This is a genomic window from Pseudomonas sp. R4-15, from assembly GCF_055768815.1.
Window position 1 is genome coordinate 1,179,667 of record NZ_CM147293.1, and the last position, 19,193, is coordinate 1,198,859.

General features: G+C 55.8%; 17 protein-coding genes and 1 tRNA gene. 7 read left to right on the forward strand and 11 right to left on the reverse strand.

Annotated elements, in window-relative coordinates; genetic code table 11:
• Positions 1-7: 7 nt before the first annotated feature.
• Complete coding sequence (locus ACYRGX_RS05640; protein ID WP_159970740.1) at positions 8-358, forward strand: histone-like nucleoid-structuring protein, MvaT/MvaU family; 351 nt, start codon at positions 8-10, stop codon at positions 356-358.
• Positions 359-425: 67 nt separating this feature from the next.
• Here the strand turns inward: ACYRGX_RS05640 and ACYRGX_RS05645 are convergent, their stop codons facing one another.
• The 4 genes from ACYRGX_RS05645 to ACYRGX_RS05660 form a co-directional block, all read right to left on the reverse strand.
• Positions 426-962, reverse strand: a complete 537-nt coding sequence (locus ACYRGX_RS05645) for a hypothetical protein (protein ID WP_473055633.1) — start codon at positions 960-962, stop codon at positions 426-428.
• A gap of 79 nt (positions 963-1,041) precedes the next feature.
• A complete protein-coding gene (locus ACYRGX_RS05650) occupies positions 1,042-1,686 on the reverse strand; it encodes a hypothetical protein (RefSeq protein WP_473055634.1) in 645 nt (214 codons plus the stop codon).
• Position 1,687: 1 nt separating this feature from the next.
• Positions 1,688-2,407, reverse strand: coding sequence for a StbB family protein (stbB, locus tag ACYRGX_RS05655; protein ID WP_159970743.1), 720 nt, complete (start codon positions 2,405-2,407; stop codon positions 1,688-1,690).
• A gap of 27 nt (positions 2,408-2,434) precedes the next feature.
• Positions 2,435-3,028: a hypothetical protein gene (locus tag ACYRGX_RS05660; RefSeq protein ID WP_159970744.1), complete on the reverse strand. Its 594-nt coding sequence runs from the start codon at positions 3,026-3,028 to the stop codon at positions 2,435-2,437.
• A gap of 301 nt (positions 3,029-3,329) precedes the next feature.
• Between ACYRGX_RS05660 and ACYRGX_RS05665 the strand changes: the two genes are divergently transcribed.
• The 6 genes from ACYRGX_RS05665 (at position 3,330) to ACYRGX_RS05690 (ending at position 10,038) form a co-directional block, all read left to right on the forward strand.
• The gene (locus tag ACYRGX_RS05665) at positions 3,330-3,671 is read left to right on the forward strand and encodes a hypothetical protein (RefSeq protein WP_473055635.1); all 342 of its coding nucleotides are present in this window, start codon (positions 3,330-3,332) and stop codon (positions 3,669-3,671) included.
• Positions 3,671-7,792: a MobF family relaxase gene (gene mobF, locus ACYRGX_RS05670; RefSeq protein ID WP_473055636.1), complete on the forward strand. Its 4,122-nt coding sequence runs from the start codon at positions 3,671-3,673 to the stop codon at positions 7,790-7,792. Before ACYRGX_RS05665 ends, mobF begins: the two co-directional genes overlap by 1 nt.
• Complete coding sequence (locus ACYRGX_RS05675; protein WP_473055637.1) at positions 7,792-8,229, forward strand: hypothetical protein; 438 nt, start codon at positions 7,792-7,794, stop codon at positions 8,227-8,229. The genes mobF and ACYRGX_RS05675 overlap by 1 nt, the downstream gene beginning before the upstream one ends.
• Positions 8,222-8,905, forward strand: coding sequence for a nucleotidyltransferase family protein (locus tag ACYRGX_RS05680; RefSeq protein WP_473055638.1), 684 nt, complete (start codon positions 8,222-8,224; stop codon positions 8,903-8,905). Before ACYRGX_RS05675 ends, ACYRGX_RS05680 begins: the two co-directional genes overlap by 8 nt.
• A complete protein-coding gene (locus ACYRGX_RS05685) occupies positions 8,902-9,150 on the forward strand; it encodes a hypothetical protein (protein WP_473055639.1) in 249 nt (82 codons plus the stop codon). Before ACYRGX_RS05680 ends, ACYRGX_RS05685 begins: the two co-directional genes overlap by 4 nt.
• 420 nt (positions 9,151-9,570) lie before the next feature.
• Positions 9,571-10,038 (forward strand): hypothetical protein, encoded by a 468-nt coding sequence (locus tag ACYRGX_RS05690; RefSeq protein ID WP_473055640.1) that lies wholly within the window; start codon positions 9,571-9,573, stop codon positions 10,036-10,038.
• A 113-nt stretch (positions 10,039-10,151) separates the two neighbouring features.
• Here ACYRGX_RS05690 and ACYRGX_RS05695 read toward each other — a convergent pair whose 3' ends face one another.
• The 7 genes from ACYRGX_RS05695 to rpoD all read right to left on the reverse strand — a co-directional run bounded on the left by ACYRGX_RS05695 (position 10,152) and on the right by rpoD (position 19,028).
• The gene (locus ACYRGX_RS05695) at positions 10,152-10,814 is read right to left on the reverse strand and encodes a hypothetical protein (RefSeq protein WP_473055641.1); all 663 of its coding nucleotides are present in this window, start codon (positions 10,812-10,814) and stop codon (positions 10,152-10,154) included.
• Positions 10,815-11,150: 336 nt separating this feature from the next.
• Positions 11,151-11,741, reverse strand: coding sequence for a hypothetical protein (locus tag ACYRGX_RS05700; RefSeq protein ID WP_473055642.1), 591 nt, complete (start codon positions 11,739-11,741; stop codon positions 11,151-11,153).
• Between the two features lie 191 nt (positions 11,742-11,932).
• Complete coding sequence (locus ACYRGX_RS05705; protein WP_473055643.1) at positions 11,933-13,069, reverse strand: DUF3800 domain-containing protein; 1,137 nt, start codon at positions 13,067-13,069, stop codon at positions 11,933-11,935.
• Positions 13,070-13,118: 49 nt separating this feature from the next.
• Positions 13,119-15,644, reverse strand: a complete 2,526-nt coding sequence (locus ACYRGX_RS05710; protein ID WP_473055644.1) for a S8 family peptidase — start codon at positions 15,642-15,644, stop codon at positions 13,119-13,121.
• 39 nt (positions 15,645-15,683) lie between these two features.
• A complete protein-coding gene (locus ACYRGX_RS05715; protein ID WP_473055645.1) occupies positions 15,684-16,709 on the reverse strand; it encodes an AAA family ATPase in 1,026 nt (341 codons plus the stop codon).
• 269 nt (positions 16,710-16,978) lie between these two features.
• Positions 16,979-17,055: transfer RNA gene (locus ACYRGX_RS05720), tRNA-Ile, on the reverse strand.
• 122 nt (positions 17,056-17,177) lie between these two features.
• Entirely contained in the window at positions 17,178-19,028 is a 1,851-nt protein-coding gene (gene rpoD / locus ACYRGX_RS05725) for an RNA polymerase sigma factor RpoD (protein WP_473055646.1), read from the reverse strand.
• Positions 19,029-19,193: the final 165 nt, after the last annotated feature.

Genomic DNA, 19,193 nt, shown 5'->3' on the forward strand with positions numbered 1-19,193 from the left:
AGTAAAGATGAGTAAGCTTGCAGAATTCAAACGTCTTGAGGCACAACTCGCAGCTCAACTGCAACAGCTGGACGCGCTCAAGAATGATGACGAACTGAAGAAAGAAATCCAGTTCGAGACAAAACTACGCACTCTGTTAGCTGAGTATGGGATGAGTCTGAGGCATGTGGTCGCTATCTTGGATCCCGCACCACTTACTGCTCCTGTAACTACAGGCCAGCGCCGTACGCGCCAAGTGAAGATCTACAAGAATCCTCAATCTGGTGAGGTCGTGGAAACTAAGGGTGGTAACCATAAGGTCCTGAAGGCTTGGAAAGAAGAATATGGTGCCGAGGTCGTCGAGTCTTGGTTGCAATAAGTATTAGCTCTGCCTTATTAAGGGCGCGTAATGCGCCCTTTGTCTTTTTTAGAAATTGAGCTGCGCTCTATTGTTGCCGTTCTACTATGTCTGCAGGCTTGCGAGTATTTAAGGGGGTGTTTGCTATTTGTAGTGCACGAGCTGCATCGATAATTTTCGCTCTTGTATCAGCGTTCCATAGTCGCCGCTCGAAACGACTTAGCTCAGGCATGCGGCCTGTTTGGATTGTCAGTAAATCTGAAAGATAAGCGTCTCTTAATGCCCTCAGGTCTGGGAATAAATCACGGCTACTTTCGTTCAGCGACGTTCCGCTTGCATAAGCGCTCCGCAGTGCACGGTTCTCAGCTTCTAGCAGGCCAATCCGGTAATCCGCAGCAATCAGTCCTATGTGCATCACTGCTTGACCTGGTTGACTAAGGTTGAATATGCCAAGCGCGTCTTCATCACGTGATTCAAACGTTCGGTTCTCTGCGAGACCGATAAAGTGGTCAACTATTGCTGCCGCAGAAATAATGATGTTCTCATCAACTTTGGCTTTTTCATTAGAATTAATGGAAAGACTTTTTTGGGCACGATAATCCCCATCTCCGTCACGACTGCTCATGCGAAATTCCTCGTTTAGCTACAGTGGTTTTGGCGTTTTTAATGCCGTTCGCTGATCGGTTTGTAAATGATTTTAGATGTCAGAACGCTAGATAGAGGATGGATAACGCGGCTCCAAGGATCGCCCCGGCAGCAAATTTGCCTAGGCTCCACTTGCGTGCTGCCGCCCAGTGCTCATCAAATCGAGCAGTCAGAAGATCCAGTTCAGCTTGCAATGCTTTGCTCCGCTCTTCTGCTGCTTGGCATCGTTCCAACGATGAGATGTCGATACGCTTTTGCATTTCTGTGAGCGCATTTTCAACCGCTTCGAGGCAGCCAGATTTCATGGCCGCCTCGTATGCGACTCGCAGAATTCGAGTGGTGTCAGAGAGCAATGCGCGCTCTAGGGATTCCCGAAACGCTTGCGACTCTTCAGGGCGGAGAAGTTGGTGAGGCAGCGCTTTTGTCTGCTCATTTAGCTGAGCTACCGCTGCCGCGAGCTCGACGACATTGAGTTGAGATACTGCAGCTGCTCCGAGCCTACACTGCTCTGCAGCATTGAGTAGCAGCTCGGTGGTGCCCTGGTGACCTTCGGTTCCGTGAAGGCTGCGTTCTACTATCGAGATTTGCTGTGCCGCGGCTTCGAAACGATCAGCCAGCTTGTAATGATCCTCGAATAGTTCGCGCAGCATGATCTGCTCCCGGTTGAGAGCAGCATCGCTAGGATTCGGCGGGAGCGTGTTCATCTCATGCACCTACCGGCGCAGTCAGCGATTCGAAAACATGCTGCAGCTGTCGATCCATTGAACGCGCCATTTTTTGGATCGCCACCATGTCAGCAGCCTTGTCGAAGCCTTTTTTGTCGCCTGACTTAGAAGCCGCTTTGAGATGGGCTTTCCAGTCTGTTTCATCTGCCAGCGCCTGCGCGATATTGAGCTTCTTGTCGGCGAGAAGCGTGAAGAGCTCCGACTCCGGCACGAAAGCCTCGACGTCGGCGCGGGCTACACTGGTCTTTTCGGCGAAGCGCAACACATCGCTAAAATCCTGCTCGACGTCAGATGAGCGATTGAAAATGAACGCAACCTTCTCGCCTGCCACTCCCAACTCGTGCAGCATCTGCGCGGTCTTCATGGCCTCTGTGCGCTCTTTCTTCGCTGGGGTCGCTGGGATCACGAAAAGGTCCACCTCGTCGTGGCCGTCTTCGAAACGCTCCAGACCTTCGAGAAAGTCTTCGATATTCGAAGCACCCACGTCGAGAATCAGGTCGTCGGCCGCAGCCAGTTCGGCGTAGATGCGCGAAAACTGTTCGCCACGCAGTTTCTCGACCTCGGCGCCGAGGTCGCCGCCGGCGGCGTTGATTGTTTCGACGGCGAGGATCTTCGCCTCCGGCATACGTGGAGCGAACAAATTAACGGCGAGGGTGGTTTTGCCCTGATTACCGCCGAGGTTGACGATCGCAATGCGCATGTTTCCTTCCTTCTATGTTCTCCGCGCCTATTCGCGGAATTCGTCGTAGTCGATCGCGTCCGCTTTTTCTTTCAGCTTCCGAATCGATTTTGCTGGGGCGGCTCGCGTACTGCTTGGACTTGCGAGGTGCTCAGTGCTCTTTTCCTTTGCGGGAGCGGGTACAGGTGTTGCTTTCTCAGTTTTTTTGCCGCTCAGAAACGCATCGATTTCGGCTTGCTCCCCTTCTGATAAGGGCGCTTCTCCCTGATCCAGCGGCATTCCGGTAGTCCTGGAGTTCGCGAGAAACTCTCGGTATTCAGGGGCCAAATACTTTTGAATGAACTTTCGTAAGCTGTTGTACGACACGTACACGCCGGCGGCTTCCAGCGCTTCTTTCTGTTGTGTAATCGGTGTCCCTGCGATGGTTGCTTTTCGCAGGACATCCAGGCGCGGCAATAAGATTTGTGTCGCGCTACCACGCACGTTTTTTTTCCCTCTCGTCTGAGCCAGCGCCTCCGCTCGACGCCGCTCAAATTCGGCCTCGATTTTCGCTGTCAGCGCGTCTCGCTCGCGATTCATCTCTGAAATGAACTCCTCGATTTTCTCAATCGGGTCCTTGGTGCTTGGCTTTTCCTGAGTCATCAGTCGTTCTCCTGCCGTTAGTTGCAAAGTGCTGCCTAATTCTAGGCCTTACGGTTTCAAACGGAGAAGCGAGGATGGTCATTTCCTGCCGTCTTGCTGGTCATAATAGTTGTAAACAGTAGTTAGTCAATTAAAACTTGAGGTAAACGGATGGTTGTGGTTGTATTTGTTGCATGAGGCTTGAACACGGCTGCACTCGCTTCGCGAGGTGCTGACGTGCGAGCCCGCGCTAATCGGGCGCTTCGGGTGTGCAAGTGATTACTACAGGCGTAGTAACGGCCCCAGGAGGGGAGGGAAGGAGATGGCTTTCGAGCGACAAAACCATACGCAGACCATTCGCAGTGAGTGGTCCCAGCAGGCATTCGAGCGCTTGGTGCGTGACCTGCGCACTCCGAAATCTGGGGTGTTGCAGGCAATACTTGAAGCCGTGCCGACCTCAGATCTTGTCGCCCTCGTGCGGGGCGAGTTGCGTTTGCATGAAGCTAAAACCGTCGGTCTTGACGCTGACGCAGCTCTCGCGATCCGCGCCGAAATCGAAAGCTCGTTCTCCCTTCTGGGGGCTCGGCTCGCCGACGCGAGCCGTCTTGGCGCGCAGCGCGCCGTGGCTGAGGTCGTAGCCACGGCCCTGGAGGAGGGCAACTGATGGCTATCTTCACAATCGACAAATTCACCGCCGCCGACATCGCCGCCCGCGCCGCGTATTTCGAGCGCGGAGAGGGCCAGGTTCGGGACGACGCGAATGAGCCGCGCAGCGGCGGCGAGGACTATTACCACGCTCCGGGCGCCGGAACCCTGGTTGCCGAGTACGCTGGCAGTGCCGGCGCAGCTCTGGGGCTAGGAGTCACGCCCCAGGACGGCGACTACGCTGCACTCATGTCGGGCGCGAACCCGCGCACCGGGGAGTCCTATGTTTCCGAGCGTCGCCAAGGCGAGCTGGATCGCGGCACCGGCCTGGCGGGCTACTCGACGAGTTTCAACGTCGACAAGACGATCTCGCTTTTATATGCCTCGCTACCACGTGAGCATCAGCTGATCGTCGAGCGGGCGATGATGGAAGCCTCGCGCAGCGTCTTTGACTACGCGGAGCGGCAGGGCTATGTCTGCTATCGCACTGGCGCCGGCGGTTGCGATCGGCACAATGGCCGAATGGTCGCGGCGACCTACCTTCACTTCACAAATCGCAATCAGGAGCCGCATCTCCACGTCCACGCCGAGATCCCGAATGCCTGCCTCGGCGCTGACGGGCAGTGGCGTCCGCTCGACGGTGGCGAGCTGTTCCGCCGTCAAACTGAATTCGCTGCGCTGTTCGACACCTATCTCGCCCGCGCTCTGCAGCGCGATCTGTCGCACGTTTGCCGGCACCTGGAAGTCGATCTGGAACGCAACGGCCTGCGTGTCGCCGGCGTCAGCCGGGAAACGGTCTTGGAGTTTTCGACTCGCCGAATCGAGGTCCTGCAAGCGCTCGACGCGATGGGCGCGAGCGGTGCCGACGCTGCTCGCGGGGCAGCGAAACGGAGCCGCGATGGCAAAAAAGAGAAGGATAGCGACGAGCTCCGCGCCGAATGGCGCGAGCAGCTGGTGAACCTGCAGCAGGAACTGCAGTGCGGCGACCTGACCCCTGAAACCCGCCTGTTCGCAGAGCATCTAGTTTTCCACAATGCCTCTGTTTTCGGTGAGCACGCGCTTGACCGCGCAGCGGCCCAGCTGTCGATCATGCACGGCGGCGAGCAGGCCATCCCCGCGATCCGCGCCGCGCTGGTCCAGCAGCTTGGAGTGATCGAGCTCCCCCCGGAGGAGGGGCGCCCGCGCGAGTACACGACTGAGACCTACCGGCAGCTGGAAGCCGAGCTGCTGGGCTACGCTCATGCAGCGCAGGTGCCTGCGGAACGATTTGTTTTGCCCGAAAATCGAGTCCTGGAGGCCGCCCGGGCGTACGAAGAAATTCAGCGAAAAAAGCCGGATCGGGAGCATTTTGAGCTCAACCGCGAGCAGCGCGCGGCGATGCTGTACTGCACAAAAGGCCCTCGACTCCAGATTTTCCAAGGCGCCGCCGGTACGGGCAAAAGTGCCAGTCTGAGTGTCGTCAGAATGGCCTATGAGTCCGCCGGCAACCGCGTGCTCGGCCTGGCACCGTCCGGCGCCGCCGCTGCCGAGCTGGAAAACTCGGCGGGGATCAAGTCGCGGACAATCCACTCGCTGCTGATGCGCCTCGAAAACGACAACGAGAAATTTCGAGAAAAACTCCGGCCGACAGACGTGATCGTCTGCGACGAAGCCGGCCTCGCCGACCTGCGGACACTGCATAAACTGGCTTCCTACGTCGATGCGGCCGGCGCGAAACTGATCCTGGTCGGTGACGGCCGCCAGCTCGAAGCTGTCGGCTCGGCGTCGAGCCTCGACATGCTCACGCAAGAAGTCGGCTGCGCCGAGCTGGTCCAGATCGCCCGCCAGAAGAACCCGCACGACCGGGCAATCTCGCAGGCGTGGTTCGAAGGTCCTGCCGAGGAAGGTGGGCCCGACGCCCTGGACATGATGGCGAATCGCGGGCTGCTCAGATCACCGGGAAAGGAAGGCCCGAAAAAAGCTATCGATTTGATAATGGGCGACGCGCTCGCCGCCCGGACTGCGGGAATAGAATGGAAAGAGATCCTGCTCCTGGCCGACCGCAACCAGTCCGTTCGAGCCCTCAACTCGAAGGTGCGCGAGCACCGTTTTACGACCGGTGAGCTGGACAAAACTCAGCACGTCCGCGTGCCCGTCGAGACTGGTCGAGGCGACTACGCTGACCTGGATCTTTGCCCAGGCGACCGGATCATGCTGCGCAGAAATAAAAAGCTGGGCGATGAAAACGTTTACAACGGCGACCGCGGCGAGCTCGTCAACGTCGAGCGCATCGTCACCGGCACCGACGATAACGACGAGCTGATATATGACACCCGGATTACCGCACGCCTCGACCGCACCGGTGAGGCGGTCAGCTGGCTGCTGTCGGACTATTCGAGCATCGACCACGCCTATGCGATGACTGTGCACAAGTCGCAGGGTCTGACCGTTGATCGCGCTTTTTATCTGACATCTGACTCGACAGACCGCCGCCTGGCCTACGTTGCGTTTACCCGGGCGAGGCAGGCCTGCCCTTTTTATCTGGAGAACGATCAACAGCAGTTCAATACCTTGGCCCGGAACACTGCGGCTTTTAAATCGAAGCGCTGCGCCCTGGATGCCGACACGCAAACCCGCGAGCTGACCGCCGCCAATGCCCGGGCGGGGCTGCACCCTGAAAAACTGTTCCAGGCCCAGCAGCCGAGCACGAAAGATCTGCTCGAAAAAGCAGGCGACCGCTTCCAGTACCCGGACCGGCCGCAGGCCGAGCCCAAGCAGGCGCCGGAGATCAGCGTGGTGCCAGCGACTCAAGCTGAGCATGACCTCGCCGCAGCCAGGGGCTTTGCCGTCGGTGCCCTGATCGATAACCCCGAAGACAGTCGTCTAAAACCCGGTAAACCCTACGAACTCCCATCGGGTGCTAATCGAGTGGCGCTGCTGGCAGAGCCGCTACCGCCTGAGCCGATCCTGAAGAAAACTCGCGAGGTTGAGCAGGAGCTGGGGAAGGAGGCCCCGATGCCGAAACAGCGCCGAGCTTGGACGAAAGCCGAGCAGCAACGGGAGACGCAGGCGATCCGTGACGGCGTAGACCTTCGCGCCCACGCCGAGCGGTTGGGGTACGTCGAGGTGAGCGGGGCGGGCGCGAAACTGCGTCTCGAAAACAAGACCCTCGACAAGGCGGATCCCATGCGCGAAATCACCTTGCGCATCAACGCACGCGGCGAGGAAAGTTGGATCGCCGTCAAGGGCGGTTCAGGCTCCGGCCTCGGCGGCGATGTGTTCCATCTACACCAGCACGCCACCGGGGCGAGCTTCCTCGAAACCCGTGACGAACTGCGGAAGATCGCCTTTGGACGTGACTTCGAATCCGGTATCAAGCACCAGGGGACGCTGACTGCAGAGCGTGCCGCCCTGGCCGAGCAGCGTCGTGGGCAGGAGGCGCTGAAGGCCGAGTTTCGCCGCGCAGCGGCATATAAACAGTACAAGCAGGCCAGCGGCCAGCCCAATGCTTTCCTCATCTCGCGTGGAATCTCCGAGCAGACCCTCGCCGAAACGAAATGGCGCACTGACCGGCACGGCAACGCCGTTTTCCCGCATGTCCGAGAGGATGGAAAATTCGCCGGTTTCGAGCGTAAGCAGGACGGACCGGCGCTCTTTTCGAAGAGCGAGCGTGGCGTTTATATCGCCAATCCAAGTTGCGTGATCCCTGAACGAATCAAGCTCGTGGAGGGCGGGCTCGACGCTCTCAGCTTGTACCAACTCGACACCCCCGAGCAGCGCGCCCGCACGCTCTACGTCAGCTCTGGCGGGAATCCTGCCGATGATACCGCCCGCGCTCTGCGTGGCCTGGCCGACCGTACCGGTGTTCGGCAGGTCGATCTCGTTTATGACCGGGACGATGCAGGCACCCGGCATACCGAAGCACTGACGCAACTGCTTGCCGAGCAAGCCCCCGACCTGCAGGTCGCTGATCGCCGGGACGACTACAAAATGGCCGAGGGCGAGGATCCCAACGACTTGTTGCAGCGTCAGCAGAATAGGCCGGCGCAGGCTGCATCGGAGTGGGATCAACAGGCGAAAACCCAACAGCCGGTGGCCGCTCAACAGCCTGCCGCCCTGGAGGGCGTCGAGGAATTTAGAGAACATGGGAGGTCAATGTGATGGTCCAGAACGAAACGCATTCCAGAAGTTCTGCGGAGCGCTCCGTCTTTGATCTCGCCGAGCGTGAGCAGATCCGCCGACACGCACTGCGAATTGCATTTTCTTCCTGGAGCCGGGCTGACGAACGAAGGGATGCGCTTGAGGATCTCGCACTCGTCGTTGAGCACGACAAGAAATTCCCACTCGGAGCAGCAGCGCATTTGTCGATCGATGAAATTCGTGCCCTTGTGCCGGTCATCGTTTGCGATGGCCACACTCCTAATGTGCGTGACGCTGATATTCCCGAGCCGTGGCTGACACGATTCGGGATAGCGTCAATCGGTTCAACTCGTGCGCTGAGTGGAGCTTACGCCCATGACTGGGAAAAATTTCTGAGCCTTTGGGACCAGGAGCATGCAAGGCTGGCCTCTGCGCTGGAGGATCTGGAGGATGTCTGATCAAGAGAGTCTGCTCGCGCAGCAGATGCGGGATCTGCAGATTCATCGCCACGAAATCGAGCTGGCCCGGCTGAAATCGAGTGCCGGTGACCTCTTGGCTGCGCCATTTATGCGAGCCCTGGAGGCAATCACCGGTGCGGCAGAAATCGTCGAGGCCTACATCACGCACGAGCCAATCGGCGTCGGCCGTGAATCAGGCTGGAGCCTCGTGGCATTCAGCGAGCGCCCGATGCCAATTGCTCTGCAGGTCGATCTGATCGTCGCGGCTCAGGAGGTCAGCGATAGCGTCGAGATCACTATCGAAATCTTTTGCTGGTCGGAAAATGCCCTTGAGCTCGCGGAGGCAATGGCCACCGGCATTCGGATCTGGCCAGCACTTGCCGATACCCGTCCTCGTGCTCAACTGTCGAAAAATCTCGTGCAAGTGCGGGAAATTCTGGCTCGTTACAACGTCACTGCATCAAGGGTTTTCGGCTCAGTTGCCCGGGGCACTGACACGACTGATAGCGACCTAGACCTGCTGATCGAGCCCCCGGCCGGCTTCACACTTTTCGACCTGGCTGAACTGGGCGAAGAGTTAAAGAGCCTGCTCAGCGTAAACGTCGACATCATCACTTACACTCAGATTCCAGAGGGAAGCCGCGAAAAGATTATCAAGGAGAGTGTTGCGCTATGACTCGGAAAATCACCCTTAATCTCGACCTGAATGAAAACGATCTCGACGCGCTCCAGGCGGTGCTATCCAGTCCTGCCGCAGTCGCAAAGGCGATTGCTCCGAGCGATCCCCGCGAGCAGATCCGAATTGTCGACGTGCTGGCTGAAATGGCCGGTGGAGTTGCCAAGGCACTCGGCCATGCCATGGCCGATGTAATCGATCAACAGGTTGCCACTCGGGAACAAGGGCACGGTCGGTCGATGTGACAAATGCAATGAGAGATTAACTGCACCCATTTGGCTCGCATCCATACTCTTTTGCTGGTCCACTGTATGTCAGTTACCAACCGAGTACGCTGTGTACGCTCACATAGGATGACCTCATGGATAATCAGACTCTCACATCTGAATCGCTCACCAAGCTGCACGCAGAAATCGGCCGCCATCTGAGAAAGCTCGAACGAGAAACCGTCCCAGCTATACGAGAACGCCTTCTGAGTATCATCGAGGGCCAAAGTGAGTTGGGCTATCGACTCGGCATTCTGACTCGGGCTGAGGCAGATTCGATTATGGTTAGCTCTCGCGAAATTGACGTTTCGATTCGTCGCTGAGCTTGAGATTTGCCGCCTCGGCGATCCCTGGTAGTTACCGGGAAAGCGCGGTTTACAAGTTGGAAACCAATCCCGCATGACGACACGCGCCTATCTCGACACCGAATTCACCAGCTTGAACCGCTATACCTGCAAATTGATCAGCCTCGCTCTGGTCGTACCTGGTGGCCCGGAGTTCTATGTCGAGCTGACGGATGCCTGGGAAGAGAACGACTGCTCTGATTTCGTCCGGGAGATTGTGTTGCCACAGCTGGAGCTGGCGACCTATGGCCGTACAACAGACCAGGCCCGTGTAGCGCTGCTGAACCATCTCCAGAAACTCGGGCCGGTGGAGATCATCAGCGATGCACCAGACTGGGATTGGGCTTTGCTGGTGTGGCTGGCAGGCTTAGACGGGTTGCCAGAGGGAGTGGCAGCGGGGCAGATCAGTTGCAATATAGAAGCCGCTCCCGAGGCCGCTCCCGATGGCACGGCACCACCCCACCATGCGCTCCAGGATGCGCGGTTGTTGGCTGAGTTGGTGGAGGGAGCCAGTCTCGCCTAACGACAGGCCATGTAGGGGGGACACAAATCCGTGATGTGCTGTACGTGGTCAGATCAAGGGGCGGTTGCCCAAGCTATTTCAGCGGACGCGATACCGGACATGCACCGGTTATTCTATTTCTTCGCGGGATCAGGAATCGTCGCCATCAGGGTTTCGGGATAGGCGACCTCCTGTTTCACTCGGCGCCATTCGGCCTTAAGGACTTCTTCCGTAAGCTCGGAGGTTTTGTCGATCAAGTCCATCAATTCACTGATGAGCGCATTGGCTTCAGAATTGTTAGCTGCGCCTTGTGTCTTACTCAGTACCCTCCGGATGCTATCGAGGCACTGGCGAAGCTCAATATGCTGTGTCTCCTTGGGATTCAACCTGAACTTGATGCGGATATGTCTCTCCTGATGCTCGCGATCACGCGCACCGTTCTCTGGAGAGAAGGCGTCGGCGGCATCTTGCAGTATTTTGTTGGTCTTGGCTGGATCGCACTCCGCCTGCTCAGCGATTTTCAGCGCGCTCCTGCTCCGCATGCCGTCCCACTTCCAGATAATCTCCTGCGACAGGGCCAGATGAAACGCCATGTCATTGCGCAGCTCGTCTATCCATTTCTGGCGCTTGTCCGCGACAAACGATGCGGTGGAGCGGTGCGACACTAACCGCTGCATATCGAGTGTGTCTTTGGACTGCTTTGAGATCTGGCGTCGACTCAGGTGTGCAATGAGTAGCTGGGCTGAAACGCCGAGGACAGATACGATGATCTGCCAATGAACTGCTGTCAGGGCCATTTAAATCCGTCGCCAGAGAGGAACCAAGCCAGCATATTAGCTGTTTCCCTCAGTAGAGTATTCTAAAGCCGCGCAACAGTTACATGGCGTTCGAGATATCGCTCGGGTGACTAGAACTGTCTGGCCGGGGTGTTACCAGAAGGAGTAGAGGTGTGGATCTGTGGCGACAACGAGGTCGCTGCCGAGGGGGAGGGGCCGCCCCACTATGCTCTCCAGGATGCCCGGATGCTGGCTCAATTAGTGGAGAGATCCAACCTCGCATGACGAAAAGCCCATGCACGGGACATCACAAATTAGTGACTTCCCGTACACGGCTAGGCTGAAGGTTTTTCACCCTTAGAAGCGAATGCCCACCACTTCACCGTCGGCGTTCAGCGCTGGTTGCCCATAGGTATCCACCAGTTTTCCCTTGGAGAATACAAAGCGTGGAGGCCAAAAAGAGTGCTTGCTCACGAGCGATAAGAGTTGCTCGATCGTGAACACATGGTCGGAGCGCTTCAGTCGGAAGAAGTACATACTGCTCCAGTCATCACTGAAGTATTCCTTGAGATCTTGTGGATCCAGCGTTTCCGAAATCGGCCTTTCGTCAGGATCTTCTTCGTCAAGCTGACCGGCATAGTTTTCAAACAGTTGATCTTGCAGAAGCTCAAAGGTGTAAGGCTCCCATTTGATAGGGGAGTCCTCATCCTCTGTATCAGGCACTTCTGATGGGTCGAAAGCCAGCAAAAATCCGCGGAAGTATGCCTCCTCAATCGGCTTGCACTTCTCCGCAGCTTCGGCTGCTTGATGCCAGTTATCAAAACCAGCAGCTTTCGCTGTGACCTCAAGGGCTTCGTGATGTGGAATATCCTTTTCTCGCTTCATGCGACGAGCACGCTGCTTCAGGCGCGAGATGGCTTTTTGCGAAACTAGGAAAATGCGTTGCATGTTGAGGCTCCTCTGTTCGCGGCCTGCCGGTGCCCACTGCCGAGATCCGCACAGGGAATCCCAAACGCATTAAGTAAGAAGAGAATCGTCCCATTCGGGTTTGCCAAGGTGGGCAGCAGGCTTCGATTCAGCCTGCGTTGATCATAAGTCGTTAGTGATCCACTGTTCAAGCCCAGTGGGGTTTTAGCAGTTCATTCGCCCCCACGTAGTGAGTCAATGTGGGGTTTACGTGCTTTCTCTTGAATGTCTCGTATTTCCTTCGCACGAACCAACTCCTCCGCTGTAGGCTCCGGTAGTTCATTGAACCACTGGCCCCACCGTCGTTGGAGGCCAGAAAGAGAGACTTCATCGAAGTTTCCGACACCGAATTGTCCCTCAACTAGTTTCATCAGCTGCGGAGCAATTTCTCGGCCTTCATGCCAGCGTTTAAATATCCACAGATAGATATCGACGATTTCTAGCCCAGTGCTTTCTGTGCCTGGTGTGCAGGAAATTGGTGTGGTGGGTATATGGGATAGATCCATGGTCGGCAGACCGGGACCGTTTTCAAAAGGTAGGTGCTTTCCTTTCTTGTAAACTTCAGCAATCCAATGTTGGGCTGCATTAAATTGAGATTGCCTGTCGACAATAATTTTTGTTGCCTCGGATTTTTCTAGCTTTAGTCGAGAGGCTATTCCGTGTAATACAGATTGGAATCCAATTAAATTTGGGGATATCTGTAGTGCATCTTTTTTATCGTAAACGTTATAGTGAATTTCTTCGGGATTTTTGGCTGCCCAGTGCAGCGCATCTCCGATTATATCTCTCGATCTTTGGTCAGGTATTATGTGGGTGCGTTCAGCCAGCGTATTGCATACCTCGACGAACTCAGTGTTCGCTCTTTCGGTGTTAATCGTAATTCGCGCACTCCAAGATTTCTTAAGCGTTTCTTCGTCAAATAGATATGCTAATTTTATGAGTAGAATGTATCTGAGAGGTGTCCAGTAAGAAGTCCATGGGACTGCTGGGTTTAGACCCTGATCAAATACTTGGTCAAAAAAGCTTATGGCAGCGTGGTCTGGTTTCGCCACTCTGTAGAAGTCAAAGCGTATTCCATTTTTTCGTTTAATTGTGTCGAGAGCTGAGGCGATTTTGGATAGCTCTCGATTTCCAAGCTCTGCTGCATGTAGCCGGTCGACTCCAAGTGTTCTACGAATATTTTCTATGTATGGCTTCGTTACTTCATCTAAATCATTTTTTGATGAAAGAACTCCATAGAAAAGTGATGGCTGTGCTTCATCAAATAAATTTAAGCCTGTTTGTCCTGTTTCATCGACGTAGAAATACATTGCCGGTCTCCAATTTTTTAACTGCAGCCTGATAGGCATGCTTGGCACGCTAGATAGAAATATCGCTTTCTACTTTGGCTGCAATTGCTTGGGCGATTTCGGCATATAAATTTACATCTTCCTCTTGTGAGGATATAGAAACTACTAAGCTGTATCTCGCTACGGAGTTATATTTCTTGAGGTGGCTACGGTATCTCCACCAGCCAGCGACAGGGTAGATTGCAATTTTATCTCGTGAAGACAAGTCAATCGCCGGCCCTGTCCACACATCACTATGTACTGATCCGGCTGCTATGCTTTTAGGTCCGAATGTCCAGCGGTTATCTATCTCGGCTTCTGGTGGTGTCGGTCCGCTTCGTTCTAATTTATTAATTCTGTGTTTAAAGGCGGCTTCTGTGTCCGATTTTCTTTTAAGCTCAAAGCGCAGGCCAAATGACTGATAGCGAGCGGGTACGACCTGGGCCATTTCTCCGGGGCTGGGCTCGATAAAATAGGATAGCGTTATCTTTAAGCTGACCTTTTTGTTTTCTAATTTCTCAAGCTCTGACTTCGGCCAAGGCAGGTCGTAATAATGTATTTCATTAAATGAAGGGGTGGCTGAAAGATTGCCTTGGCTATTTTGTTTGCGAGTAAAGGGCTGAATATAAGCTTCTGAAATTAATGCTAGGTCGTTCTGTGCAGATGATAAGGCTCTGTTTAGCTGAGGGACGCCATAACCAAAATGCCTAGCTAAGAGGATGCACTCTTTCTTTCCTTTACCTTTAAGCCGTGCAAGCATTGCCGGCGTCCATTGTGCGCTATGTATCATCAGCGCTCTCACTGTCTCAGGCCAAAGGTGAGGATGATTGGCCATAATGGCAGCCGCCATACCTGCCGCTTGAGCTGTAGCTGGACTTGTTGCCCAGAACTCTTCCAGCGGAACCTTCGTGAAGTCCTTTCCGGTGGTCAATATTGAGAGCGCAGCAACCCCTGAAAGTAGTTCGCGACCGTCAGGGCTTATGGCTCTGTTTCCTGCTTCAAAAACAATTTCGGGTTTTATCGGGCAGCGAGAGTGATCCCAGTCTGCAGATGTGCGACTGTAGGGGCTGTGATCACCTGCCTCGGCCTGTACTTGCCATTCCTCTAATCCAGGTTGGGCTGAAAGATCAATTTTGTCGGTAAAGCCTCCAACCGCAATTGCATTCCATGCTTGGGCAGGATCTTCAATTGGGAATTCATCGAGATCTGAAACTTCGTCCGGGTCTGAGGAGTCGGGAATGTTTCCTGCCGATAGTATGAAAAGCCGCTTTGGCGACTCAATCGGCCCCTCGTCTTCGTCTTCGTCCCCTGCCATTGAGCCCGAACAAATCTGATCAATAGCTGAGCTCCAACTGGTAGGGCGCTCTCCAGAAACATCCGAGTTTGAAACAGCCATGCAGTAGACTCGCTGCCGTTCTATATTTCGAGTCTCGGCGATGCTGACGGCTGATTGAGTGATAACCCCATAGTTAGAGGGATCATTACGCTCCCACCCTGGGGGTGGAAGAAACTTTACTGACTCGAGTCTTGCAGCTAGAGATATGCCTCTTTGATCGGCAAGCGAATAAGTCAAGTCACCGTACAAAGCGGAGCCTGCCATATTGGTCCCGTGGCCGTCGTGGTCGTAGCTGCCCCATTCAGGGTGCACAGCCTGACAGTCTTCGATTGCAAGTGCGAGGCTGAGCAATGGATGCTGTTGATTTACGCCGTGATCAAGAATACAGATCGCTGGGCTAGAGCTGGTTGGAGGCTGGATTCTCTCAATCAGCCCGTCAACCCATGCTGTTTGCTCGTGGCGAACTATCCGAGTGAAAAAGTAAGGGTTGTCAGATGCCTTGCGTAGCTCTTCAACGGCATCAGAGTTTTGAATTAGTTTTTGTATTTCTCCGGCACTGGCAAAGATGGGTACAACTTCAGTGTCAGGGAAGCTTAGTCGCGCCTCGCTAACTCTTAGCTGTAGTTTTTGCGCAAGCCTGACGAAATTTTCTACTCGTGTTGCTAGGCACCAACACTCCCACCATATTTCTTCACTTGGTTGAGGGAAAGGTCGGGAGTCGGTCCATAGTGTTCTAATGCTTCCTTCCGAAAAGTGCTCAACAGGAGAGAACTTGTTTTCGAGTTTCGGTTTCCCAGCATCAGTGGTTTCTGTTGCGTATTCTCGAACCTTTTCAGTCAGAAACTCTTCAGCATTGTGGGGGACATAGAGTGCACCGATTTGCTCCCCATCGTCATTTACTCGAAGAGCGGAAAGGCGGATATCTTGGCGTTTCCAGCAAAGGTCTGGGATGGCTGCATCCTTTGAAACTGTGACCTCAAGGTACACAGCAGGCTGGGATACACTTATTTGAACGTCGTAAAGGCTGGGCAAAGCATGGGTAGACTGAAACGCTTCAGCGAGTCCCGCTCTCAGGTGTGGGCCGTGAGCTGAGTAATCTCTACCAGACGAGATTCCGCTGAGGTCTTTGCCGGGGCGCTGGTATTCGTGTTCAGTTCTGAATTTCTCAACACGGAAGTGAGGTAGGTTGTAAGGAGGCGTCTTGTTATTAGAGTCTTCCATAAACTACTGCTAGGCCTCCAGCCTCAATTGGAAAGTAGGTTAGCTTTGCGTTAAGCCAGACATTGTTTCTCGTAAGGTATGACGCTCATTCAAAGCGGCAATTAGTATTTCTGCCGAAAGCTGCTCTTCATTGCTAAGGATTAAACCTTTCACTACTTCTATCGCGGCTCTTGTGATTTCTGCTTGGCTCAGTCCCGAGGCAGCGCTTGTGACCTTCGCCCAGGCCATCCGCTTGGGAAGATAGTCGTGTAGGCGTGTGTGCAGCACAGATTTTATGCCGTCAGCGTCTGGTAGGGCATATTCCAATATATCGTCGAAACGACGAAATAGCGCGCGATCCAAAATCTCTGGGTGGTTCGTAGTGGCTACTACAACGCTGTCAGTACTATTGGGTTCCTCAAGGAACTGGAGGAAGGAGTTAAGCACCCGGCGCATTTCGCCTACATCATTATCGGCGTTGCGCCTCCCGCCAATTGCATCAAACTCATCGAAAAGGTAGACGCCGCGAGTCGTTGCCATCTGGTCAAAAATCATCCGCAACTTCGACGCCGTTTCACCCATATAGCGTGTGATAACTGTATCTAAGCGGATAGTGAACAGCGGGAGTTGTAACTCACCAGCTAAGACAGATGCCGTAAGCGTTTTCCCTGAGCCAGGAGGGCCAACCAAAAGCAGGCGAGATGTCGGACTGAGATTGTGGTGGCGTAACCTGTCACGCTGTCTCTGTTGATGCACGAAGCGCGCGAGCCGCGATAGCATGCTTTCGTCCAGCACCAGATCCTGCATCTTTGCGTTCGGGAATGACACCGTCAGTAGGTTTTCAAGCTCGCCGCGCGGTTTGGCAATTGGAATCGCAATATCGCTTCCAGCCCGCTGAGGGACAAGCCGCGGCTTATGATTCTGCTTGCGAGCAGCATCCACCAAACGCTTGAGTTCGTCCGCGACTTCCTGTCGACCTCGGCGTGCCTCAGAGGCAGCCACCTGCAAGGCGATTGAGAGGAATTGCTCTTCATCACCTTGGTTATGGCTACTCAGCAGAGCAATGATTTGACGGGCCGTGGCCATTAGCATCATCCCTGTCTGGATTTGGCTTGTCTTGATTACGTATGTACGTAACCAAGTTTAAACGATTGCTGTCGAACGGCCCACTGGCGATCGTCAGCTGCCTCATCCTCGTGAGTAAGGGCTGGTCGAAGCGGATCTTTCTGCTTTGGGAGACCTAGCTGTGGCGCTTCGCGGTCAGGGAAGAGAAGTACTGGGGACTAAAGCGGGGACTAAAACAGCATAAATGAAAAAGCCAACCGGGCTGGGTTGGCTTAATTCATTGATTTATATGGTGGGCCCACACGGACTCGAACCGTGGACCAAAGGATTATGAGTCCTCTGCTCTAACCAACTGAGCTATAGGCCCTCAGAAGGAGCGGCGATTATAACGGCGAGGTTCGATGGGCGCCACGCTGGCGGTGAAAACGCTATTAAGGCCTGAACGAAAAACCCCGGCGCTAGGCCGGGGTTTTCGTGTGCGCGTTGCGTTTACTCGTCGAGGAAGGAGCGCAGGTGCTCGCTTCGCGACGGGTGGCGCAGTTTGCGCAGGGCCTTGGCTTCGATCTGGCGGATGCGCTCGCGGGTGACGTCGAACTGCTTACCGACTTCCTCGAGGGTATGGTCGGTATTCATGTCGATGCCGAAGCGCATGCGCAGCACTTTGGCTTCACGGGCGGTGAGGCCGCCGAGCACTTCGCGGGTCGCTTCCTTGAGGCTTTCCACGGTGGCTACGTCGATCGGGGACTGCATGGTGCTGTCCTCGATGAAGTCGCCCAGGTGCGAGTCCTCGTCGTCGCCGATCGGGGTCTCCATGGAGATCGGTTCCTTGGCGATCTTCAGCACCTTGCGGATCTTGTCCTCGGGCATTTCCATGCGCTCGCCCAGCTCTTCCGGAGTGGGCTCGCGACCCATTTCCTGGAGCATCTGGCGGGAGATGCGGTTGAGCTTGTTGATCGTCTCGATCATGTGCACCGGGATGCGGATGGTGCGCGCCTGGTCGGCGATCGAGCGGGTGATCGCCTGGCGGATCCACCAGGTGGCGTAGGTCGAGAACTTGTAGCCGCGACGGTATTCGAACTTGTCCACCGCCTTCATCAGGCCGATGTTGCCTTCCTGGATCAGGTCGAGGAATTGCAGGCCGCGGTTGGTGTACTTCTTGGCGATGGAGATGACCAGGCGCAGGTTGGCCTCGACCATTTCCTTCTTCGCGCGGCGGGCCTTGGCCTCGCCGATGGACATGCGACGGTTGACGTCCTTGATCTCGGCAACGGTCAGCTGCGACTCGTTCTGCAGATCAATCAGGCGCTGCTGGGCAGCCTTGACGTCGTCCTTCACGCGGGCGATGCCTTCGGCGTACTTGCTCTTGCCGGCAGCCAGGCCTTCGGCCCAGGCCAGGTCGGTCTCGTTGCCGGGGAACAGGCGCAGGAAGTCGGCACGCGGCATGCGGGCGTCACGCACGCACAGCTGCATCACCGCACGTTCCTGCTGGCGCACCTGGTGCAGGGCGCTACGTACGCGCTCGACCAGTGCCTCGTACTGCTTGGGCACCAGCTTGATCGGCATGAACAGGTCGGCCAGCGCTCGCAGGGCGTCGATGGTCTTCTGCTCGTCGCGGGAGTGCTTGGCGAGGACCTTCTTGGCGATGGCCAACTGGTCGGAGACGGCCGTGAAGCGGCGCAGCGCCTCTTCCGGGTCGGGGCCGCCATCGCCCTCGTCCTCGTCGCTGTCGCTCTCTTCTTCCTCGTCTTCGTCGTCGTCCTTCTTGGCGTCGGCCTTGTTACCGGTCTTCATCTCCGGCTCGACTTCCGCAGCCGGCAGGCTGCCGTCGTCGGGGTCGATGTAGCCGGCGAGGACGTCGGACAGGCGGCCGCCTTCGGTGGTGACGCGCTGGTATTCGGCGAGGATGCTGTCAACGGTACCCGGGAAGTGGGCGATGGCGCTCATCACCTCGCGGATGCCTTCCTCGATGCGCTTGGCGATTTCGATCTCGCCTTCGCGGGTGAGCAGCTCGACGGTGCCCATCTCGCGCATGTACATGCGCACCGGGTCGGTGGTGCGACCGATGTCGGTCTCCACGGCAGCCAGCGCGGCGGCGGCTTCCTCGGCGGCGGCTTCATCGGTGTCCGCTTCGGCGAGCAACAGAGCATCCGCGTCCGGGGCGGTCTCGAACACGTTGATGCCCATGTCGTTGATCATGCGGATGATGTCTTCCACCTGCTCCGGATCTGAAATATCCTCAGGCAGGTGGTCGTTCACCTCGGCATAGGTCAGGTAGCCCTGCTCGCGGCCGCGGCTGATCAACTCTTTCAAACGGGATTGCTGTTGCGCTTTTCCGGACATAACACCCTATCCACTGAATGGTCTTGGCGGGCAAAAGGAAGCTGAGCATTATAGCTGAGCCTCTGCCTCTAGCGCCAGTTTGCGACGGTTGGCGGAGCGATGAAGAGTGCTCCGGCGTGCCGCCGCTGCGTTGAAAACGGGCCAAGGGGAGACGCGCTCACAACG